At 72.5% G+C, this 21,450-nt stretch carries 17 protein-coding genes, 1 rRNA gene and 1 riboswitch; of the genes, 4 read left to right on the top strand and 14 right to left on the bottom strand.

The annotated features are described in order from the left end of the window. Window positions 1–56 precede the first annotated feature (56 nt). Window positions 57–1,562: a glutamate-cysteine ligase family protein gene (locus tag ABT238_RS22705; RefSeq protein WP_350782249.1), complete on the bottom strand. Its 1,506-nt coding sequence runs from the start codon at window positions 1,560–1,562 to the stop codon at window positions 57–59. A gap of 364 nt (window positions 1,563–1,926) precedes the next feature. Between ABT238_RS22705 and ABT238_RS22700 the strand changes: the two genes are divergently transcribed. Continuing rightward, window positions 1,927–2,547: a hypothetical protein gene (locus tag ABT238_RS22700; RefSeq protein WP_350561201.1), complete on the top strand. Its 621-nt coding sequence runs from the start codon at window positions 1,927–1,929 to the stop codon at window positions 2,545–2,547. A gap of 347 nt (window positions 2,548–2,894) precedes the next feature. Next, window positions 2,895–3,086, top strand: coding sequence for a DUF5999 family protein (locus ABT238_RS22695; protein WP_266273201.1), 192 nt, complete (start codon window positions 2,895–2,897; stop codon window positions 3,084–3,086). A gap of 88 nt (window positions 3,087–3,174) precedes the next feature. Here ABT238_RS22695 and gcvP read toward each other — a convergent pair whose 3' ends face one another. Continuing rightward, a complete protein-coding gene (gene gcvP, locus ABT238_RS22690; RefSeq protein ID WP_350782198.1) occupies window positions 3,175–6,075 on the bottom strand; it encodes an aminomethyl-transferring glycine dehydrogenase in 2,901 nt (966 codons plus the stop codon). Between the two features lie 241 nt (window positions 6,076–6,316). Then, window positions 6,317–6,421, bottom strand: a riboswitch (glycine riboswitch). 216 nt (window positions 6,422–6,637) lie between these two features. Here gcvP and ABT238_RS22685 point away from each other — a divergent pair. Both ABT238_RS22685 and ABT238_RS22680 read left to right on the top strand, forming a co-directional pair. Then, window positions 6,638–7,855, top strand: coding sequence for a PRC and DUF2382 domain-containing protein (locus ABT238_RS22685; RefSeq protein WP_350782175.1), 1,218 nt, complete (start codon window positions 6,638–6,640; stop codon window positions 7,853–7,855). A gap of 148 nt (window positions 7,856–8,003) precedes the next feature. Next, the gene (locus ABT238_RS22680; protein ID WP_350561195.1) at window positions 8,004–9,494 is read left to right on the top strand and encodes an MFS transporter; all 1,491 of its coding nucleotides are present in this window, start codon (window positions 8,004–8,006) and stop codon (window positions 9,492–9,494) included. Between the two features lie 142 nt (window positions 9,495–9,636). On the opposite strand, the gene ABT238_RS22675 is transcribed toward ABT238_RS22680, so the two are convergent. The 12 genes from ABT238_RS22675 to rrf all read right to left on the bottom strand — a co-directional run. Beyond that, the gene (locus tag ABT238_RS22675) at window positions 9,637–11,028 is read right to left on the bottom strand and encodes a DNA polymerase IV (protein WP_350782129.1); all 1,392 of its coding nucleotides are present in this window, start codon (window positions 11,026–11,028) and stop codon (window positions 9,637–9,639) included. Between the two features lie 52 nt (window positions 11,029–11,080). Beyond that, a complete protein-coding gene (locus ABT238_RS22670; protein ID WP_350561191.1) occupies window positions 11,081–11,815 on the bottom strand; it encodes a SanA/YdcF family protein in 735 nt (244 codons plus the stop codon). Between the two features lie 103 nt (window positions 11,816–11,918). Continuing rightward, window positions 11,919–12,581, bottom strand: a complete 663-nt coding sequence (locus ABT238_RS22665) for a MerR family transcriptional regulator (protein ID WP_350561189.1) — start codon at window positions 12,579–12,581, stop codon at window positions 11,919–11,921. Window positions 12,582–12,843: 262 nt separating this feature from the next. After that, on the bottom strand, window positions 12,844–13,320 hold the full coding sequence (locus ABT238_RS22660; RefSeq protein ID WP_030062493.1) for a bifunctional nuclease family protein: 477 nt from the start codon (window positions 13,318–13,320) through the stop codon (window positions 12,844–12,846). A gap of 85 nt (window positions 13,321–13,405) precedes the next feature. Further along, a complete protein-coding gene (gene ftsR, locus ABT238_RS22655) occupies window positions 13,406–14,101 on the bottom strand; it encodes a transcriptional regulator FtsR (RefSeq protein ID WP_350561187.1) in 696 nt (231 codons plus the stop codon). A gap of 179 nt (window positions 14,102–14,280) precedes the next feature. Then, window positions 14,281–14,823 (bottom strand): double zinc ribbon and FHA domain-containing protein, encoded by a 543-nt coding sequence (locus ABT238_RS38810; protein ID WP_376090360.1) that lies wholly within the window; start codon window positions 14,821–14,823, stop codon window positions 14,281–14,283. A 445-nt stretch (window positions 14,824–15,268) separates the two neighbouring features. Continuing rightward, window positions 15,269–16,342, bottom strand: coding sequence for a DUF881 domain-containing protein (locus ABT238_RS22645; protein ID WP_350782020.1), 1,074 nt, complete (start codon window positions 16,340–16,342; stop codon window positions 15,269–15,271). A gap of 31 nt (window positions 16,343–16,373) precedes the next feature. Beyond that, window positions 16,374–16,706 carry a small basic family protein gene (locus ABT238_RS22640; protein ID WP_344340336.1) on the bottom strand — a complete coding sequence of 111 codons (333 nt, stop codon included), beginning with the start codon at window positions 16,704–16,706 and terminating at the stop codon, window positions 16,374–16,376. After that, a complete protein-coding gene (locus ABT238_RS22635) occupies window positions 16,703–17,806 on the bottom strand; it encodes a DUF881 domain-containing protein (protein WP_350781973.1) in 1,104 nt (367 codons plus the stop codon). The genes ABT238_RS22640 and ABT238_RS22635 overlap by 4 nt, the downstream gene beginning before the upstream one ends. A gap of 216 nt (window positions 17,807–18,022) precedes the next feature. Then, on the bottom strand, window positions 18,023–20,518 hold the full coding sequence (locus ABT238_RS22630; protein ID WP_350561179.1) for a sugar phosphate nucleotidyltransferase: 2,496 nt from the start codon (window positions 20,516–20,518) through the stop codon (window positions 18,023–18,025). Window positions 20,519–20,642: 124 nt separating this feature from the next. After that, window positions 20,643–21,263 (bottom strand): cardiolipin synthase ClsA, encoded by a 621-nt coding sequence (gene clsA, locus ABT238_RS22625; protein WP_350561177.1) that lies wholly within the window; start codon window positions 21,261–21,263, stop codon window positions 20,643–20,645. Window positions 21,264–21,360: 97 nt separating this feature from the next. Continuing rightward, window positions 21,361–21,450, bottom strand: a 5S ribosomal RNA gene (gene rrf, locus ABT238_RS22620); the annotation flags it as partial.

Genomic DNA, 21,450 nt, shown 5'->3' with positions numbered 1-21,450 from the left:
CGTCGGCGGTCCGGAGCGATCATCCTTCCACAGCGCCCCGCGCGCGCCCTGAGGTGCTACCCCACCGGCCAGGTGTGCACCGGCTCGCCGCCGCGCATGTGCTCCATGTACCGCCGGGTCATCGCCGCCAGCGCGGCCGGCCGGTCCATCCCGTACTGCTCGCGCAGCCGGTGGAAGGTGGCGCTCTGCCAGGAGGCGCCGTTGGTGCGGCGCAGGCAGCGCTGCTCGATGATGCCGAGGTAGCGGTCCCGGTCGGCCGGCTCCACGCCCCAGGCGTCCAGGCCCTGGTAGGCCATCGGCAGCAGCTCGTTGAGCACCAGGTCGACGGCGGGGACGGTGGTCAGCCCGCCGCCGCGCCCGGCCCGGCCCTGCCGCGGCCACTGGAACACCGCGTCGACGCCGTAGCGGGCCGCCTGGCGGAAGTTCTCGTCGGCCCGTTCGAACGGCAGCCTGGTCCAGATCGGCCGGGACTGCTCGGCCAGCACCCGCACCACGCCGTAGTAGAACGCCGCGTTGGCGAGCGTGTCGGCCACGGTCGGTCCGGCCGGCAGCGCCCGGTTCTCCACCCGCAGGTGCGGCACCCCGCCGCTGACGTCGTACACCGGGCGGTTCCACCGGTAGATGGTGCCGTTGTGCAGCCGCATCTCGGCCAGCCGCGGCACGCCGCCGGAGGCCAGCACCTTGGCCGGGTCCTCGTCGTCGCAGATCGGCAGCAGCGCCGGGAAGTAGCGCAGGTTCTCCTCGAACAGGTCGTAGGCCGAGTCCACCCAGCGCTCGCCGAACCAGGTGATCGGGCGCACGCCCTGCGCCTTGAGCTCCGCCGAACGGGTGTCGCAGGCCTGCTGGAAGAGCACCGGGCGGGTCTCGCGCCACAGCTCCCGTCCGAACAGGAACGGCGAGTTGGCGCCGAGCGCGAGCTGCGGCCCGCAGATCGCCTGGGCGGCGTTCCACACCGAGGAGAACCGCTCGGGCGTCACCTGGAGGTGCATCTGGAGCGAGGTCGCGGCGGCCTCGGCGACCATGGTGATCGACTCCAGCTGGAGGTGCTCGACGCCCTCGATGTCCAGCGTGATGTCCTCGCCCCGGGCGGCCAGGATCTGGTCGCTGAGCAGGCTGTACCGCTGGTTGTGGGACATCGCGTCGAGCCCGGTGTGGTCGAGTTCCAGGGTCGGGAGGATGCCGACCATCACGATCCGCGCCCCGGCCTCCCCGGCCCGCCGGTCGGCGTACTTCAGCCCGGTGTCCAGCTCCTCGCGCAGTTCCTCGAAGACGTGCCCGCAGAGCCGGTGCGGCGCGATGTTGACCTCGATGTTGAAGCGGCCCAGCTCGGTCTGGAAGTCGGCGGAGCCGATCGCGGTGAGCACCTGGGCGTTGTTCAGCAGCGGCAGGCCCTGCTCGTCGGCCAGGTTGAGCTCGATCTCCAGGCCCATGACGCCCTTCGGGCGGTCGAAGCGCTCCTCGCGCAGCATCCGGCCGAGCGCCTCCAGACAGGACTGGAGCTTGCGCCGGTACATCTGCCGGTCCGAAAGGTCCGCCTGGGTCGCCACGACCTTCTCGCCCATGGTCTCCTCCTCCTGAGCCGGCCGGCCCCCGACCGTGCAAGCATCATGCCCACCCCGAAGATCGATACCCGAACGCTTGGATTGGCTTGCAATGCAAGGAAACTGATGCCGTATCAGCCCATCTGAAGACTTGCCCGGGGGCACCGCCTGTGATAAACAGGTCACCCTGCGCACCTGTTCGAGTAGAATTCGCACTGCGCCACGGCCCGGCCCGCCATCGCCGCGAGACCCCGGAGAGAACGGCCGCGCCGGCATCGCGATCCTGCCCAACCGGACAAGGCTCAGGTCCCGTCACCGTCGACGCACCAGCCATGCCGGTATGCCGCACTCGCACGCCGATCTCGCACGGAGAGGCGACCTTGCCATGACTCTGCAGACCCCCCAGCCCCCGCCCAGTGCCCTGCGCGCGGTCCTCGCAGCGCTCGACTCGGAGACCGCGCTGCGCCAACCCGCCGCCGCCGCGCTGCGTCATCCGACCGGGCCGCTCCTGCCCGCGCACCCGCTCGCCGTCCACGTCCTGGAGGGTCCGCGCGCCGAGCTCGCCGCGGCCCGGCGGACGGGCTGGCGCTTCCTCATCAAGGACGGCACCGAGGTGGCCGCCGCCGCCGAGGTGGTGCAGGGCGCGGAGGGCCACACCTTCTCGCACTTCACCGCCGGCCCGTACCTGGACTCCACGCTCCGGGCGCTGCGCGAGGCCTGGCAGCTCGCCCAGTCCGCCCGCTCCCGCTGCCAGCCGCGGCTGCTGACCTTCCCCGGCCAGTACGCGACGGCGCTGTGGCTGCACAGCCCGGACGGCGGCCCCGGCACCGACCTGCTGATCCCGCTGGCCCCGGCACCGATGGGCGTCACCGCGCACCGCGCCCACCCGGCCGCCGAACTGCTGCCGCTGCTGGCCCGGACGCCCGCCGCCCGCCCCCAGGCCGCGCCGCGCCCGCTGCTGCTCGGCACGGCGGACTCCGCCCGGCTCGCCTCCGGGGCGCTCTGAGACCCGGGACCGTCCGCCGCCCGATCCGGCGCCCCCCGGACGGGTCATCCGGCATGGCCCGACCGGGCCGCCCGCCCGATGGCCCGTCCGGTGCCGCCTTCGGCCCCGGACCACCTGAACGGGTGATCTCTGCCCGGGGGTTGTGGCGCATGTCACGAAATCGCTGCGCGCGCGTCCGCAGATGCCGACACTGGGAACCAGCGTGGAAGGACCTCCTGTCCTACCCACTTGAGCGCCGGTCCACACCTGGCCCGGCGCCGGACAGAATCCGACCACCGCGGCGGCGCCCGCCGGCCACCGGCGACACCTCGTCACGGGGAGGATCGCAGAGCGAAGCGAGGGTACGCATGTGCCAGCACCGTCCTGAGTGCCCGTCGGCCGAGTCCGAGGACCGCGAGGCCGCCGTCCCGGTGGCCTGCCACCCCGAGCAGGGCTGGAGCCTGCTCTGCAACGGCGTCCTGCTGTTCGAGGACACCGGCGAGCTGCTGCCCGACGGCCGGGTGATCGCCCCGCGCCGCCCGGCCGCGAGCGCGGTCTGAGCCGCCGGGCCGCCACGGCGGAACGAGCGCGACGGGCAGGGCCCCGGCGGACGGATCCGCCGGGGCCCTGCCGTGTGCCGGGCGTCGGTCAGACGCCGTACTCGTCCAGCGGCGGGCAGGAGCAGACCAGGTTGCGGTCGCCGTACGCGCCGTCGATCCGGCTGACCGGCGGCCAGTACTTGTCCGCCGGGTTCACGCCGGCCGGGAAGACCGCCTCCTGGCGGGTGTAGCCGTGCGCCCAGTCGCCGGCCAGCGCGGCCGCGGTGTGCGGGGCGTTGCGCAGCGGGTTGTCCTCGGCCGCCCAGGCGCCCGAGCCGACCTTCTCGATCTCGGCCCGGATCTCGATCATCGCGTCGCAGAACCGGTCGATCTCGTACAGGTCCTCGGACTCGGTCGGCTCGATCATCAGCGTGCCGGCCACCGGGAAGGACATCGTCGGCGCGTGGAAGCCGTAGTCGATCAGGCGCTTGGCGATGTCGTCCACGCTCACGCCGGTCTCCTTGGTGAGCGGGCGCAGGTCGATGATGCACTCGTGCGCCACCAGACCGCCGGGGCCGGTGTAGAGCACCGGGAAGTGCGCCGCGAGCCGCTTGGCGATGTAGTTGGCGTTCAGCACCGCGACCTGGGTGGCGCGCTTGAGGCCCTCGCCGCCCATCAGCCGGACGTACGACCAGGAGATCGGCAGGATGCCCGCCGAGCCCCACGGGGCGGCCGAGATCGGGCCGACGCCGGTGGCCGGGCCGGCCTCCTCCTGCAGCGGGTGGTTCGGCAGGTACGGCGCGAGGTGCGCGCGCACCGCCACCGGGCCGACGCCCGGGCCGCCGCCGCCGTGCGGGATGCAGAAGGTCTTGTGCAGGTTCAGGTGCGAGACGTCCGCGCCGAACTTGCCCGGCTTGGCCAGGCCGACCAGCGCGTTCAGGTTGGCGCCGTCGACGTACACCTGGCCGCCGGCCTCGTGCACCAGGCCGCAGATCTCGGTGATCTGGGTCTCGTACACGCCGTGGGTGGACGGGTAGGTGACCATCAGCACGGCGAGGTTGTCGCGGTGCTGCTCGATCTTGGCCTTGAGGTCCGCGACGTCGACGTCGCCGTCGACCAGGGTCTTGACCACGACCACGCGCATGCCCGCCATCACCGCGGAGGCGGCGTTGGTGCCGTGCGCGGAGGACGGGATGAGGCAGACGTCGCGCTGGGTGTCGCCGTTGGCGTGGTGGTAGGCGCGGACGGCCAGCAGGCCGGCCAGCTCGCCCTGGGAACCGGCGTTCGGCTGGATGGACACGGCGTCGTAGCCGGTCACCTCGACCAGCTGGCGCTCCAGCCCGCGGATCAGGGTCAGGAAGCCCTCGGCCTGGTCGACCGGCGCGAAGGGGTGCAGCTGGCCGAACTCCGGCCAGGTCACCGACTCCATCTCGGTGGTCGCGTTGAGCTTCATGGTGCAGGAGCCCAGCGGGATCATGCCGCGGTCCAGCGCGTAGTCCCGGTCCGACAGGCGGCGCAGGTAGCGCAGCATGGCGGTCTCCGAGCGGTGGCTGTGGAAGACCGGGTGGGTCAGGTACTCGTCCTCGCGCAGCAGCGCGGCGGGCAGCGCGTCGGCGCTCTCCGCCACCTCGACGCCCTCGACGCCGAACGCGGCCCAGACGCCCGCCAGGTGCTCGCGGGTGGTGGTCTCGTCGGTGGAGACCGAGATCCGGTCCGCGCCGTCCTGGAAGACGTTGATGCCCTGGGCGCGGGCGGCGGCGGCGATCTCGGCGGCGCGGCCCGGGACGACCGCGGTGACGGTGTCGAAGAACTCGCCGTGCAGCAGCTCGACGCCGCCGGCCCGCAGGCCCTCGGCGAGGGCGGCGGCGTAGCGGTGGGTGCGGCGGGCGATGTCGGCCAGGCCGTCCGGGCCGTGGTAGACGGCGTACATCGAGGCCATCACGGCGAGCAGCACCTGGGCGGTGCAGATGTTGCTGGTGGCCTTCTCGCGGCGGATGTGCTGCTCGCGGGTCTGCAGGGCCAGGCGGTAGGCGCGGTTGCCGTCGGCGTCGACGGAGACGCCGACCAGACGCCCGGGCAGCGAGCGCGCGTACTCGGCGCGCACGGCCAGGTAGCCGGCGTGCGGGCCACCGAAGCCCATCGGCACGCCGAAGCGCTGGGAGGTGCCGCAGGCGATGTCGGCGCCGAGCTCGCCCGGGGACTTCAGCAGGGTGAGGGCGAGCAGGTCGGCGGCGACGGCGACGATCGCGCCCAGGCCGTGGGCCTGCTCGATCACCGGGGTGAGGTCGCGGACCACGCCGGTGGCGCCGGGGTACTGGAGCAGCACGCCGAACACGCCGCGCTCGACGATCTCGGCCGGGATGCCCTCGGACAGGTCGGCGACGACCACCTCGACGCCGGTGGGCACGGCCCGGGTGTTGATCACCGCGACGGTCTGCGGCAGGGTCTCGGCGTCGACCAGGAAGACGCCGCCCTTGACCTTGGTCACGCGGCGGGCCAGGGCCATCGCCTCGGCGGCCGCGGTGCCCTCGTCCAGCAGCGAGGAGCCGGAGGTGGGCAGGCCGGTCAGGTCGGAGACCAGGGTCTGGAAGTTGAGCAGCGCCTCCAGGCGACCCTGCGAGATCTCCGGCTGGTACGGGGTGTACGCGGTGTACCAGGCCGGGTTCTCCATGACGTTGCGCAGGATCACCGGCGGGGTGAAGGTGCCGTAGTAGCCCAGGCCGATCATCGACGTGAGCACGGTGTTGCGGCCGGCCAGCTCGCGCAGCTCGGCGAGGACCTCGGCCTCGCTGCGCCCGGCGGGCAGGTCGAGGGCCGTGATCGAGCGGATCGCCTCGGGGACGGCGGCGGTGGCCAGCTCGTCCAGCGAGCCGTAGCCGACCTGGGCCAGCATCTTCTCCTGCGCGGCGGCGTCGGGGCCGATGTGGCGGTTCTCGAAGGGGCTGGCCTGTTCGAGCTCGGTGAGGGTCGCGGGGGTGGTGGGGCGTCCCGAGTTCGGCTGGGCGTTCATGGTGGTCGAGGCCTCCTGGTCACGGACCGGCGGGGGTGCGTACGCCGGGCGCCACACCCGCTGCGGACAACAGCGGCGCGGCCCGGTCGGACGAACCCGACAGGCCTCCCCCTCTGTCATCGGGACCTGAGAGCTTCGCCCGCACGGAGCGCCGTGGGACGCCCCGCCGGCTTGCACCGTCGGTGAGGGTGGGGTCCGCCGGCTCCCTCGCCCGCGATCCTGCCCTGCTTTCCAGAGTGACCTATCCCGCACGGTACGGATGCCTGAGAGATTCCGGGGAGGAGTTGCTCCTTCGGCGCCCCGACCAGTGGTTTCCCGCTGTCGGGGACTCTCCCGAGCGGGCTCGGCGGTCGCGCCCAGGGTACCAGCGGGAGGCACCGCCATCACGGGTGCGTCAGGTCCTTCGACGACTTTGCCGCTGACCGCGCCGGTGACCCGGTCGGCGCAGCCCCCGGCCCGTCCGGACGCACCCCGCTCGCGCGCGTCCGGTTCATGGCTTTTGGTGTGAAGTGCCGCTGTCCTGCGGGCGTTCCGCGAGCTCACCGCGCACTGGAGGAAAAGAGTGCAGACCGACATCGACCCCCGGGACCTCATCGGCCACAAAGCGGTCGACCGCAACGGGGACAAGATCGGCACCATCGACGAGGTGTACCTCGACGACGCCACCGGCCGGCCCGAGTGGGCCGCCGTCCGGACCGGCATCTTCGGCCGCGACGCGTTCGTCCCGCTGACCACGAGCGAGTTCTCCGGCGACGAGCTGCGGGTGCCGTACGACAAGTCCCTGGTGAAGGAGTCACCGGACTTCGGCGTCGGCCAGCACCTGTCGCCCGCCCAGGAACTCCAGCTCTACCGCTACTACGGGCTGGACACCCCGGCGGACGGGCGGCCGTCGGCGGCCGGCGAGGACTCGGGGACGGAGCCGGCCGACCTCGACTTCGGCACCACCGCGGGCACCGCCGCGGGCAGGACCACGGACTCCGGCACCGCCGCCGCGGCTCCACCCGCCCCGAACGGGACGGCCACCACCAACGGGACGGGCTCCGCCCACGGCACCAACGCGGCGCGCCCGGCCAAGCAGCTCACCTTCCACCGGTCGGCCGACCTCGGCAAACCGGCAGACCCCACCCCGGAGACCCCCGTGCGAACCCCCGTCACCCCCGCCCCGACCACCTCCGCACCCGCCGGCCCGGCCCCGGCGACCGCCCCCACGCCCGCGCCCGCACCCGTCGGCGCGGCACCCGCCGCGCCGCAGCCTGCCGTCGAACCGCAGCCGCCGTCGCCGCCGCGCGCCACCCGGCCGGAGACCGACCCGGCCGCCGCCTCCCCGGTCGGCCGGGTGGAGATCACCAGCCGCGAGGAGCGCCTGGACATCACCACCGAGTGGCACGTGGTCGGCACCGCCAGGCTGCGCAAGTACGTGACCAGCGAGCAGGTGGAGCGCCGGGTCCCGGTGGTCCGCGAGCGGGTCCGGGTCGAGCGGGTGCCGGTCGGCGAGGCCGAGCGGGCCCTGCTGGACGAGAAGGAGATCGCCGAGGCCGTGGAGGAGGTCACCCTGCGCGAGGAGCGCCCGGTGGTCCGCAAGTACCTGGCGCCGGTCGAACGGGTCCGCCTGGTGGTCGAGCGGTACACCACCGAGGAGGTGATCCGCGAGGAGCTGCGGCGCGAGCAGGTCGAGGTCCACGACAACGCCACGACCACCAGGACCTCCCCGGCCGCCCCGGCCTCGCCTCCGCCCGCCGCGCCGCCCGCCCGCCCGGTACCGGCCCGGCCGCTCGCCTGACCCCACCCGCCCCCACGAAGGACCCCGGCCGCTCTCCGGCCGGGGTCCTTCGTCTTTGCCAAGGCTTAACCAATGAATATTTGACACTCTGAAGTATCTCCCTGCATGGTTACTTCAGTTCATTCACTATGTACGGGAGGAAGCAACCGTGAGTGAGGCACCACAGCCCACCACCGCGGCCGAGAAGCAGAGCAGCGCCCGGGTCCTGCCGGCCCTCATCCTGGCGATGCTGTCGTTCAGCGTGGTGCAGACCGCGGTCGTCCCGATCCTGCCCTCGCTCGCCAGGGAACTGAACGTCTCCGGCTCCAGCATCACCTGGCTGATGACGGCCAACCTGCTGTCCGCCGCCGTGCTGACCCCCCTGCTGGGCCGCTTCGGCGACCTGCGCGGCCGCAAGCCGATGCTGCTCATCTCGCTCGGCGGCCTCGTCGCGGGCTCCGCCCTCGCGGTCTCCACCCACTCCTTCACCTGGCTGGTCGTCGCCCGCGTGCTCCAGGGCGCCGGCGGTGGCGTGCTGCCGCTCGCCATCAGCATCGTCCGCGACGAGTTGCCCAAGCAGAAGGTGACCGGCGGCGTCGCCGCCATCAGCGCCTCCATGGGCGTCGGCAGCGGCCTCGGCCTGGTCGCCACCGGCCTGCTGCTGGAGCACTGGAGCTACAAGTCCATCTTCTGGATGGGCCTGGTCTTCGGCCTGATCGCGGTCGCCCTGGTCGCCCTGCGGGTGCCCACCGACCCGGTCACCGACAAGGACGGCGGCGCCGACCCGCTCGGCGCGATCACCCTCGCCGGCTGGCTCTCCGCCCTGCTGGTCGCGGTCAGCCAGGGCAACCACTGGGGCTGGACCTCCACCAAGACGCTCGGCCTGTTCGCCGTCGCCGCCGTGGTCGCCCTGATCTGGGGCGTCATCGAGGTCAAGGTCGCGCACCCGCTGGTCGACATGACGATGATGTCCCGTCCGGCCGTCGCCTTCACCAACCTGGCCGGCCTGCTGATCGGCTTCGGCATGTACGGCTCGTTCATGGTCATCAGCAACTTCGCCCAGACCCCGGAGAAGCTCGCCCACTACGGCTTCACCGCCACCGTGCTGCACGCCGGCGTGATGCTGCTGCCCTCCGCCCTGGGCTCGATGGTCGCCGCCCCGGTCGGCGCCCTGCTGATCGCCCGCCGCGGCCCGCGCCTGCCGCTGGTCCTCGGCGGTGTCCTCGGCGCCGTCTCGATGGGCTACCTGGCCCTGCGGCACAGCCACGAGGGCGACATCTACCTCGCCTCGGCGATCTTCGGCCTCGGCATCGGCCTCGCCTTCTCGGCGATGCCCGCCTACATCAACGGCGCCGTCCCGGCCGAGCAGAGCGGCATCGCCAACGGCATGAACGCCGTGCTGCGCACCGTCGGCGGCGCGATCGGCACCGCCGTCATGGCCGCCATCCTCACCGGCGACACCATGAAGCTGCCGATCCCGGTCTCGCTGCCCACCCTGGACGCCTACGAGCACGCGTTCTGGGCCGCCGCCGTGGTCTGCGTCGTGGCCGGCGCCGTCCCGTTCCTCATCCGCACCGTCAAGCCGGTCACCAGCGTGACCACCGGCAACCGGACCGCGGACCAGACCTCCGGCCGCAAGCCGGTGAAGACCGACGCCTGACGAGGCGTCCGACCCGCGCCCAGGGACAGGGCGCGGGGACCGGACCCGGACGGTCACCGAGGGCATCGCGACCGTCCGAGGCCCGGAACCGCACGCGGCCCCACCCGGCTCCCCGCCGGGTGGGGCCGCTTCGCGTCCCCGCCTACTCCTCGTCCTCCCCCGTGGGCCACCCCTCGCGCAGCGGCAGCGGCCTGGCCGGCTCCAGCTCCGGATCCTCGATCGCGAAGGTCCGCACCCGCCCCGGCCCGCTCCACGGCGTCTCGAAGCGCACCGTCACCCGCCCCACCCCGCTGCCCTGCACCCACCCCGGCCCCAGCTCCGCGTGGCGCACGTCCTGCCCGGGCAGCCAGCGCCGCACCACCACGGCCTCCTCCCCGGCCGCCTCCGGCTCCTCCTCGGCGCCGACCGCCTCGGCCGCGGCCTGCGCCTCCTCCCGGACCGCCTGCGCGAACAGGTCCTCCTGGGTGTAGTCGGCCAGCTGCGCCACCCCGACGCCCAGCAACCGCACCCCGCCGGTGATGTCCACCTGCGCGGCCAGCCGCCGGGCCGTCTCGACGATCACCGTCTCGTCGTCCGTCGGACCGCGCAGCGTCTCCGAGCGGGTCAGCGTCGAGAAGTCGAAGCGCCGCACCTTCAGCACCACCGTCCGCCCCGAGCGCCCGGCACCGCGCAGCCGCCGCACGCAGCGCAGCGCGAGCGTCTCCACCTCCCGCAGCACCCGGTCCCGGTCCGCCAGGTCCACCTCGAAGGTGTCCTCCACCGAGACCGACTTGGCGTCCTGGTCCGCCACCACCGGCCGGTCGTCCAGTCCGGTCGACATCTGGAACACGCCCGCCCCGTGCGCCTTGCCCAGCAGCTGCACCAGCTCCGCCTCGCCCGCCTCCGCGAGCTCGGCCACCGTGTTCAGCCCCGCCCGGCGCAGCACCTGCTCGGTGGCCGGCCCGACCCCCGGCAGCGCCCGCACCGGCATCGGCCCGAGCACCGCCCGCTCCTGCCCCGGCTCGATCAGCACCAGCCCGTCCGGCTTCGCCTGCTCGGAGGCGATCTTGGCCATCAGCTTGGACCCGGCCAGTCCGACCGAGGCGGTCAGCCCGGTGCGCCGCTCGATGTCCGCCCGGAGGTCCTCCGCCAGGGCCAGCACCAGCCGCTCCCCCGTGCCGTGCTCGGCCTCGGCCAGCACCGGACCGTAGGGGCCGGCCTCCAGGTCGACGAAGGCCTCGTCCAGGCTCAGCGGCTGCACCAGCGGCGACAGCTCCCGCAACAGCGCCATCACCAGCTCGCTCACCTGCCGGTACGACTCGAAGCGGCCGGCCAGGAAGGCCGCGTTCGGACAGAGCCGGCGCGCCTGCGCCATCGGCATCGCCGAGTGCACCCCGAACCGCCGGGCCTCGTAGGAGGCCGTCGAGACCACCCCGCGCCCGCCCAGCCCGCCGACGATCACCGGCTTGCCGCGCAGGCTCGGCTTGGCCGCCTGCTCCACCGAGGCGAAGAAGGCGTCCATGTCGAGGTGGATGATGCTCGGCAGTGACCGCACCTGCCGATCATGCCGTACGGCTCCGACAACGCCGCCGAACCCGGCCGTCGCCTCAGTGCGCGGCCCGGACCCGGCCCGCGTCCGCCAGCGCCTGCGGTATGCCCGCCTCGCGCGGGCCCAGGAACAGCGGGTCCGGCCGCAGCCAGGCGTTCAGCGCGGCCTTCCCGGCCCCCGGGATCTCCCGGAACCCGCCGTACAGCCAGGTGACGTCCCGCTCCTCCGGCACACCCACCGCGTAGGACTCGATGCCCGCCGCCTCGCAGAGCGCCAGCGCCCGGCGGACGTGGAAGTCCTGGCTCACCAGCACCGCCCGGTCCACCCCGAAGATCCGGTGCGCCCGGGTGCAGGAGTCCCAGGTGTCGAACCCCGCGTAGTCGCCGACCACCCGCACCTCCGGCACCCCGTGCTCGATCAGGTACCCGCGCATCGCGTCGGTCTCGTCGTAGCCCACCCGGCCGTTGTCACCGGTCACCAGGATCGCCTGGACCTTGCCCCGCCCGTACAGCTCCACCGCCGCGTCCAGCCGGTGCGCCAGGTACGGCGAGGGCCTGCCGTCGAACAGCCCGGCGCCGAACACCACCGCCACCGGCGCCGAGGGCGCGCTCTCCACCGTCCCCACCCGGTCCCCCGCCGCCAGCCACAGCCAGGCGCTCGGCGCGAGCGCCACCGCGCAGGCGGCCGTCACCAGCTGGAACAGCCGCCGCTGCGCCGACCGCCGGCGCAGCCGCAGGCCGAGCCGCACCGCCCGGCGCGCCAGCAGACCCGGGATCCCGGAACCGAACCGCACGTGCCCCTCCCTCGTCGTGGTCACCGGGCACGACGACGCCGCGGGCCCGGACGGTTCCCCGTCCGGGCCCGCGGCGCCGCGCGTGACTCCTCCTCGGCCGTCCCTAGACCGCCCGGTTGCGCCGCTGCGCCAGCTCGTCCGCCGGGTCGTGGCCGACCACCGTCTCACCGGTGTCCGTCCGCTCCCCGTGCAGCCGCACCAGGGTCAGCTCCAGCTCCCGCCAGACCGCGCCGACCGCGATCCCGAAGACCCCCTGGCCGCCCTTCATCAGGTCGACCACCTGCTGGGGCGTGGTGCACTCGTACACCGTCGCGCCGTCGCACATCAGCGTCAGCCCGGCCAGGTCGGCGATCTCGGCGGCCTGCAGATGGGCGACCGCCACCCGGATGTTCTGCAGCGAGACGCCGGCGTCCAGCAGCCGCTTGACGATCTTCAGCAGCAGGATGTCGCGGAAGCTGTAGAGCCGCTGGCTGCTCGCCGGGTACACCGAGCGGACGCTGGGCTCCAGCAGGCCGGTGCGGGCCCAGTAGTCCAGCTGGCGGTAGGTGATCCCGGCCGCCGCGCAGGCGGTCGGCCCCCGGTAACCGATCAGCTCGGACGTCGGCGAGAACCGCTCCAGGGCCGGCTGGCCGGGCTGCACCGCCGGGAACCGGCCCACCCTCGGCAGCTCCGCCGTCCGGGGCAGCTCGGTCACCGTGCGGGGGGTGCGCGGCAGGTGCACGGCGCACAGGCCTCCCGCGGCCACTTCGTCGCCAGTGCCGGTCATGCCTACCTCCGTCCACTCGTGCTGCGGGCAACCCGGGCCGCAGGCGAATCGGACACCCGGGCAGCCCCTCCTGACGGTAGGCAGTCCCCTATGGCCCGTCAACGATCGCCACGCCGGGCCGAACAGACCACATCACTCAGGAGAGTGGTTTTTCGTGCCCCTAGTGTGGGTAGGGGGACGGCTTTTGGCAAAACAGCCGCGCCGCCTGCGGCACATCGGCCCGCCGGCCGGATCCGCGGCGACCCCGGGGACGCTCCGACCGCTACTGCGGGCCGCCCCCGCCGAAGTCCTCCGGCGACACCTGGTCGAGGAACTCGCGGAACTTCTCGACCTCGTCCTCCTGCTCGTCCGGGATCGCGATGCCCGCCTCGGCGAGCACCTCCTCGCTCCCGTAGATGGGCGTGCCGGTGCGCAGCGCCAGCGCTATCGCGTCGGACGGCCGGGCGCTCACCTCCACCCCGCCGGCGAAGACCAGCTCGGCGTAGAAGACGCCCTCGCGCAGATCGGTGATCCGGACCTCGGTGAGCTGCTGGCCGAGCGCCTCCAGGACGTCCTTGAAGAGGTCGTGCGTCAGCGGGCGCACCGGCGTCATGCCCTGCTGGGCGAAGGCGATCGCGGTCGCCTCGCCGGGGCCGATCCAGATCGGCAGGTACCGATCGCCCCCGACCTCCCGCAGCAGCACGATCGGCTGGTTGGAAGGCATCTCCACCCGGACACCCACGACGTCGAGCTCATTCACACAGGCAACCCTATGGCCCCCGACCCGGATATGAAAGCGCAGCGCCGACGCCGCTGGTCAGGGCGTCGGCCCGGGCGGGCAGGTGTTATGAACGGATCCGCAGGCCCGCCTGGACCATCGCCGCGTGCAGCCGGACGGAGAGCGTCGCGAGCTCCCGCGCGGTGGCCTCGGCGTGCGCCCTGGTCTGCGGGTTGCGGTGCCGCCGCAGCGGCGCCACGACCTGCTCGACCAGGGCGATCTCCCGGTCCGCGGCGGCCTTCATGGCCCGCAGGTGGCGAGGCTCCAGCCCGTACCGGCCGAGTTCGGCGACCAGCCGGGCGACCTGCAGCGCCTCGCCGTCGTAGCCGCCGTCCGGGCCGGGGGCGACCAGCCCGTAGGACTCCCACTCGGCGAGCTCGGCCTCGCCGGCCTCGGCGGCCGCCAGCAGCTCGGCCCGGCCCAGCCGGACCCCGGCGGAGGCCTCGGCCGAGGCGGTCAGCTCGCGGTCCGCCTCCTCCATCGGCCCGGGCCGGGACTCCGCGGCCCCGGGCAGCGCGGGCGGGCTCTCGCCGCGCTCGATCGCGTCCAGGTGCTCGCGGATCACCCGCAGCGGCAGGTAGTGGTCGCGCTGCATCCGCAGCACGTAGGCCAGCCGCTCGACGTCGGCCGGGCTGAACTTGCGGTACCCCGAGGGGGTGCGCTGCGGCTCGACCAGCCCCTCCGCCTCCAGGAAGCGGATCTTGGAGATGGTGACCTCGGGGAAGTCGTCGCGCAGGAAGGCCAGCACGGCGCCGATGCTCAACAGCTCGTCACCACCGCGCCGCCGCCCGGCGGGCCGGTCCGGACGGACCGGCTGCCTGGGGGCCGCGACCACCCCCCGCGCGCCCTGGTCCGGCCGGGGGCCGGACGACGCGGGGGTGGCCGCCCCGAGAGGAGAGGAAGGGGTGTTCGGACTCACTCGGGCTCCTGCCGACGTTGGTTTCAGTACCCCCGGTTGTGGCTGGCGAAGAAGACCAGCCGGTACTTCCCGATCTGCACCTCGTCGCCGTTGTTCAGGGCGACCTCGTCGATCCGCTCCCGGTTGACGTAGGTGCCGTTCAGGCTTCCGACGTCGGCGACGGTGAAGCCGCCGCCCGGCGTCCGGCGGAACTCCACGTGCTTGCGGGAGACCGTGACGTCGTCCAGGAAGATGTCACCCTGCGGGTGACGGCCGGCGGTGGTCTTGTCCGAGTCCAGCAGGAACCGGCTGCCGGAGTTCGGGCCGCGCTGGACGATCAGCAGGGCCGAGCCCGGGGGCAGCGCGTCGATCGCCGCGAGCACCTCGGCCGAGAGCGCCGGCGTGCCGGTCCCGGTCGTGGTGTTGGGGTCGTAGGACTCCAGGCCGGAGATCGAGATGGTCGAGGTGGTCTCGGCCGACCCCTCGGGCAGCAGCCCGCCGCGCAGCGCCGTACCGCAGTTGGAACAGAAGCGCGCCGAGGCCGGGTTCGGGTTGCCGCACCTGGGGCACGGAGTGGGGCCAGCCATGTTCACAGCCTCCTGGCGCGGCACACCCGACGGGTTGTGCCCGGCGTACGGGTCCGGGGCAAACCCTCCACCAGAGGTTGAGGGTCCTGTCGGGAAACCTATGCGCGGGGCGCCGGAGGGGTCAACCGACGCGCCGTAGCCCGCCTGATTCCCCGCGTACTGGGCACCGTCCCGGAACAGCGGACGCTCGGCGTACTCCGCGCCCTCGGGGGCGGAGCGCATGCCCGGCACGGCGGGCTCGTCGTCCCGGCGGTGCAGCGCGGTGGGCGCCTCCGCCGCGGCCGCGTTGCGGCCCTTGTTACGACCGAACAACTTCGAGAAGAAACTCACGGGCGAATCCCCTTGCGTGTGACAGACCCGCCCGTGGGGCAGGGTGAGAACCTCGGACAGGGTGCGGGCCCGGTCGTGGATCGGGCCGGCGGGAGTGGCACTCCGAACATGACGGTCACTTCGGAGCCGGCTTGGCGTACTGCGGCGTCTTCGGATCGACGAGGGCGTCGACGACGACCTTCTGCTGCTGGGAGATCGTCGCGCGCGCCTGGTGACTCTCCAGGGTACGGACGACACCTCCCGGAATGTTCAACGCGGGCGTGAGGTCCTGCGGATTCCCCACGACGGTGAAGCGGTAGGGCGCCGAGACCTTCTTGCCGTCGATCTGCACACCGCCGGACACGTCCGTGAAGTAGGTGTTGACCACCACGCGCACATCGTTGATCTGAATCGCCTCCGCCCCCGCCGCTCGGAGTTCCTGCAGGGTGTCCAGCAGCATATCTGCCTTCACCTGCCCTTGGGGATCATCGACCGTCAGTACGATGCCCGGACCGGTGGCCCGGACGGTCCCGGCGAGGACGCCGAGTTCCGTCACCTTCTTCCGGGTCTGCTCCTGGGCCTCCTTGGCCTGGTTGGAGCTGTTCTCCAACTTGGCCAGGGACTGCTCCAACTCCGCCTTCTCCTGCTGCAGACGCTGCTGGCGGCTGTCCAGTTCGTCGAGGATGCGAACCAGGTCCTCCTGGCGCGCCCCGCGCAGCTGGCTGTGGTGGTCGTTGGTGGAGCGGACCTGGATCGCCAGGCCCAGCCCGAGCGAGAACAGCAGCAGGGCCACCACCAGCTGACCGCGCGACAGCCGCGGCGGCCACAGCGCGGCCAGCAGCCGCCGCCGTCCGGCCTGCCGGTCGACCGCCTGCGCGGAGACCGACATCGGGGCGTGCTCGGGCTCCTCCAGGTCGTCCTCGGGCAGGTCGTCCTCGGGCAGGTCGTCGTCGGGTTGCCCGTCCTCGGGCCGCGACCGCTCCTGCGGCCGGTCGTCCTCGGGCCGCGGTTGTTTCCCGGGCAGCGGCGTACCGGAGTCCGCGCTGGGCCTGCCCGCCGCCACCTCCGGCGCACGCGCGGGCGCAGGCGGCACCGCGGGGGCGCGCACCGGCTCGGGCGCGGCCGCCTCGACCGGCGCGGTCACCGCCTCGTCCGCGGTCTTTTCCCCGCGCTTCTCGTCCTGCACAACTTCTCCCGCCGATCCGTCCACTTTCTCCTCCGCCGCGCGCCCGCGGTCCGGCTCAGGCGCGGAAGACATGGCGCCGGATCGCCGCGGCGTTGGAGAAGATGCGGATGCCGAGGACGACGACCACACCGGTGGACAGCTGCGAGCCGACGCCCAGCTGGTCGCCGAGGAAGACGATCAGCGCCGCCACCACCACGTTCGACAGGAAGGAAACGAAGAACACCTTGTCGTCGAAGATCCCGTCCAGCATCGCGCGGACGCCGCCGAACACCGCGTCCAGCGCCGCCACCACCGCGATCGGCAGGTACGGCACCACGGCGTCGGGCACCTCGGGCTGGACGAAGAGTCCGACGACGACCCCGATCACGAGACCCAGTACGGCAATCACGGTGTAGCGGCTCCTGTCGCTGCGGACGGCGACCCGGTGGTGGTCGCGGTGGTCGGGTTCGAGGTCGTGCTTCTGGCCGGGGCACTCGGCGAGCGCTTCCCACCGGTCTGCCCGGTCGCCTTCGCCGACGGCGAGGCCCCGGCGGACGGGCTCGCGGACGGGCTCGCGGAGGTGCTGGCCGAGGGAATCGCGGACGATCCGCCCGTCGGCGTCGCGGCCGCGCCGGGGCTGCCGGTCGGGCTCCCCGACAGACCGGCGGTCGGGCTCGCGGACGGCGAGGCCTCGGGGGTGGCGGGCTGGGCGGTCCGCAGCGTGACACCCACGGCCGCGGGCAGCGTGAGGCTCTTCTGCGCCGAGATGGTCGACTTGATGCCGTACTTCTCCTGCAACAGCCGCAGGTACTGGCCCGCCATGGCGTTCTCGAAGGCGCTCACCAGCCGGGGCCCGTCCCCGAGCGCCTGCACGGTGTACGGCGGCACCAGCGGCCGGTTGTCCACCAGCACGGCCTCACCGGCCGCGCGGATCGCCGAGAGCGCGGTGAGCCGCTGTCCGTTGATCGACACCGCCTCCGCCCCCGAGGCCCAGAGCCCGTTCACCACCAGCTGCAGATCGCGGTCGCGCAGCCGTCCGCTGTTGGAGAAGCCCTGCCCGGAGCGCGGGTCGACGTTCCCGCCGGCGCCGGTCCCGGGCGCGTCCTCCACCACCAGCTTCACCCCGGGCCCGGTGACCTCACCGAGGCCGACCGCGCCGGCCACCGCCGCGGAGTCGCCGTCCCCCGAGGCGAGCGCGTGCTGCTGGGTGCTCTCGACCTTCCGGCGCAGGTCCTGGACCTGCCGCTGGAGCTGGTCGGCGGAGCCGTTGGCATCGTTGATCCGGTGGATCAGGGCGTCGCGCTCCCTGGCCAGCGTCGGCTCCGCCTTGTGGGCGTTCACCGCCCCGACCGTGACGACGGCGCCGACGAGCGCCAGCCCGGCGCCCAGCGTCAGCAGCCCGCGCGCCGTCCCCGGTATCCGGTACGGTCCGTCCCCGCCGCGCGCGGCCGCCGCCTCGGCGTAGCCCTCGTCCAGGCTGTGGTCCATCACGTTCGTCAGCAGGGACATCGAGGCATCCGGACGGTTGTACCGTCCACTGCTGGCACCCTGCCCCGGCGTCGCTGACATGCGGACCATCGTCCCATGTCGCACGGGCCCCCCGCGCACGCCCCCTGACCTGCGGACATGCCAAAGGCGACGGACCGTGACCAACCGCCCGAAACGGACAGTGGGGCGGGGCAGGGCAGGGCGGGGCGGCCGGAGCCACCCCGCCCCGCCCCGGGCTCACCGCCCGGCGCTGTCGACCACCGCCGCCCACTCGTCGAGCAGGGCCTCGCTCGCCGCGTCGTCCGGACCCTCGGCCCACAGGTGGGTGACCGCCTCGGCCGGGTCCGGCAGGACCAGCGTCCAGCGCCCGTCCGCCTCGACCACCCGGACGCCGTCCGTGGTGTCCAGCCGCCGGCTGCCGGCCGCCTCCACCACCGAGCGCATCACCATGCCCTTCGCCGCCCACGGCGTCGCGATGTCCCGTCGGCGGATGTGCGCCTGCGGGATGCGCGCGTCGATCTGGCTCAGCGTGAGCTGGGTACGGGCCACCAGACCGACCAGCCGGACGAACGCCGCCGCCCCGTCCAGCACCTCGCTGAACTCGGGGACCACGAAGCCGCCGCGCCCGTCACCGCCGAACACCGTGCCCTCGGCGGAGGCCGCCTTGGCGAGGTCGTCCGGCGTCGTGGTGGTCCAGATGACCTGCGTGCCGTGGTAGGCCGCGACCTGCTCGGCGATCCGCGTCGTCGTCACCGGCAGCGCCACCTGCCCGCTCCGCCGCTCGGCCGCGACCAGGTCCAGCAGGACCAGCAGCGCCCGGTCGTCGTCGATCACCCGGCCCAGCTCGTCGACGAAGGCCACCCGCTCGCCCACCGGGTCGAAGCGCACACCGAAGGCCGCGCGGGAGGAGGCCACCAGCTCGCCGAGCCGTGCCAGCCCGGCCCGCCGTTCCTCGGCGTCCTCGGTGGGCCGTGCCTCGTCGAGTCCGCTGGAGACCGTCAGCGCCTCCACCCCGAGCCGGCCGAGGATGCTCGGCAGGACGAGCCCCGCACTGCCGTGCGCGGTGTCCACGACCACCTTCAGCCCCGCCTCCCGCACGCCCGTGATGTCCACGGTCCGCAGCAGGTTGCCGGCGTAGGAGTCGAAGACGCTGGACGGGAAGGTGAGGTCGCCGATCTCGCCGGGGAAGGCCCGCCGGTACTCCTGGCGCGCGTAGACGCGGTCGAGCTTGCGCTGGCCGGCCTGGGAGAGATCGGCCCCGCGCTCGTCGAAGAACAGGATGTCCAGCGAGTCCGGCACCCCGGGGGTGGTCCGCAGGAAGATCCCGCCCGCGCTGCCCCGCGCCGTGTGCTGCCGGGCGACCGGCATCGGCACGTTCTCCAGGTCCCGGACGTCGATCGCGCTGGTCTGCAGCGCGGAGATCATCGCCCGCTTGAGCGCACGCGCACCACGCGAGTGGTCACGCGCGATGGTGACGGTCGCGCCCTTCTTCAGGGTCGTCGCGTACGCCCCGGCGAGCCGGACGGCCAGCTCCGGGGTGATCTCGACGTTGAGGATGCCGGAGACGCCGCGCAGCCCGAACAGGTGCTCCTGGCCCCGTGACTCCCAGATCACCGAGGTGTTGACCACCGCGCCGGCCTCGATGGTCTTGAACGGGTAGACCCGGACGTTGGCCGCGATGATCGACTCCTCGCCGACCAGGCACTCGTCCCCGATCACCGCGCCGTCCTCGATCCGCGCGGCCCGCATCACATCGGTGTTCTTACCCACGACACAGCCCCGCAGATTGCTCTGCGGCCCGATGTACACGTTGTCGTGCACGACCGTCCGGTGCAGGAAGGCACCGCGCTTCACCACGACGTTGCTGCCGAGCACGGTGTGCTCGCGGATCTCCACGCCGGCCTCGACCTTGGCGTAGTCGCCGATGTACAGCGGACCGCGCAGCACCGCCTCCGGGTCCACCTCGGCGCCCTCGGCCACCCAGACGCCCGGGGAGATCTCGAACCCGTCGATCTCGACGTCGACCTTGCCTTCCAGGACGTCCGCCTGGGCCTTGCCGTAACTCTCGTGGGTGCCCACGTCCTCCCAGTAGCCCTCGGCCACGTATCCGTAGACCCGCTTGCCCTCCTTGAGCAACTGCGGGAACACGTCACTCGACCAGTCCACGGACTCGCCGGCCGCGACGTAGTCGAAGACCTCGGGTTCCATCACGTAGATACCGGTGTTCACCGTGTCCGAGAAGACCTGCCCCCAGGTCGGCTTCTCCAGGAAGCGCTCGACCCGACCCTCGTCGTCGGTGATCGTGATTCCGAACTCCAGGGGATTCGGCACCCTGGTGAGACAGACGGTGACCAGTGCGTTCTTACTGCGGTGAAACTCGATCAATTCAGAGAGGTCGAAGTCCGTCAGCGCGTCGCCGGAGATCACCAGAAAGGAGTCGTCCTTCAGGGCGTCCTCGGCGTTCTTGACACTCCCCGCAGTGCCGAGTGGGGTCTCCTCGTTCGCATAGGTGAGATGCATGCCCAGCTCTTCACCGTCACCGAAGTAGTTCTTCACCAGTGAGGCCAGGAACTGGACGGTCACGACGGTGTCGGAGAGACCGTGCCGCTTCAGCAGCCGAAGCACGTGCTCCATGATCGGCCTATTGGCGACCGGAAGCAGCGGCTTCGGCATGCTGGAGGTCATCGGGCGAAGTCGAGTGCCTTCGCCCCCTGCCATAACAACGGCTTTCATTACGGGTGCGTCCTCCTTCGCGGTGGTGGGCCCTGCGGGTCCATCAAACCGTTCCAGAGGTGGTCTACCCGGAAGGTATCGTCCGACGCACCGTGGCGCCGTGGGAATTCTCTCAGATCACGTCTCAGACCGTGGACACCGAGGAGCCCGTGCTGCCGCGGACGATCTGTCGCGCCTGCACCGCGTAGAGAATGGCGGCCCACCAGTACAGGACCGTGCCCCACCAGATGAACGCCCAGCTCACGATCTCGGCCGGCCGGGCGATCCAGCTGTCCCCGGAGCCGAGCAGCAGCAACGGAAAAGCGTACATCAGGTTGAATGTCGCGGCCTTCCCCAGGAAACTCACCTGCAACGGCCCGTAGCCGTGCCGGTTGAGAATCGGCAGAAGCGCCGCGATAAAGACCTCACGGGCCAGCAGGATCGCCGTCAGCCACCACGGCAGGATCTCACGCCAGGTCAGACCGACGAGGGTGGAGAAGACATAGAGGCGGTCCGCCAGCGGGTCGAGCAGCTGCCCCACCCGGGAGATCTGACCCCACCTCCGGGCGAGTTTCCCGTCCAGGTAATCACTGATGCCACTGAGCATCAGAATCAGCAAGGCCCAACCGTCGTTGTTCGGTCCGTCGAACACCGGCCAGAGGATCAGCCAGAGGAAGAGCGGAACACCGACCAGCCGGCCCATGCTCAGCAGGTTGGGGATGGTGAGGACGCGATCGGTCTGGACCCGCGTCTCCTGGACCTCCACCCGGGGGCCTCCTGTCACGTCTAGCAACTACTGCATGTTGACCTTACAACAGAGAAGCCCCCGACCGATGACCGGCGGGGGCTTCTCCAGAAAATTTGTTCGGCGGCGTCCTACTCTCCCACAGGGTCCCCCCTGCAGTACCATCGGCGCTATGAGGCTTAGCTTCCGGGTTCGGAATGTAACCGGG

This window comes from Kitasatospora sp. NPDC001527 (assembly GCF_040298605.1).
In the GTDB taxonomy this organism is placed as follows: domain Bacteria; phylum Actinomycetota; class Actinomycetes; order Streptomycetales; family Streptomycetaceae; genus Kitasatospora.
This window is presented reverse-complemented; position numbering and strand designations above follow the sequence as displayed.

Bases quoted from the DNA above. Each gene is read 5' to 3' on its own strand.
- ABT238_RS22705 (WP_350782249.1), bottom strand. From the start codon at position 1,562: ATGGGCGAGAAGGTCGTGGCGACCCAGGCGGACCTTTCGGACCGGCAG.
- ABT238_RS22700 (WP_350561201.1), top strand. From the start codon at position 1,927: ATGACTCTGCAGACCCCCCAGCCCCCGCCCAGTGCCCTGCGCGCGGTC.
- ABT238_RS22695 (WP_266273201.1), top strand. From the start codon at position 2,895: ATGTGCCAGCACCGTCCTGAGTGCCCGTCGGCCGAGTCCGAGGACCGC.
- gcvP (WP_350782198.1), bottom strand. From the start codon at position 6,075: ATGAACGCCCAGCCGAACTCGGGACGCCCCACCACCCCCGCGACCCTC.
- ABT238_RS22665 (WP_350561189.1), bottom strand. From the start codon at position 12,581: ATGACCGGCACTGGCGACGAAGTGGCCGCGGGAGGCCTGTGCGCCGTG.
- ABT238_RS38810 (WP_376090360.1), bottom strand. From the start codon at position 14,823: ATGGCTGGCCCCACTCCGTGCCCCAGGTGCGGCAACCCGAACCCGGCC.
- ABT238_RS22635 (WP_350781973.1), bottom strand. From the start codon at position 17,806: ATGTCCCTGCTGACGAACGTGATGGACCACAGCCTGGACGAGGGCTAC.
- ABT238_RS22630 (WP_350561179.1), bottom strand. From the start codon at position 20,518: ATGAAAGCCGTTGTTATGGCAGGGGGCGAAGGCACTCGACTTCGCCCG.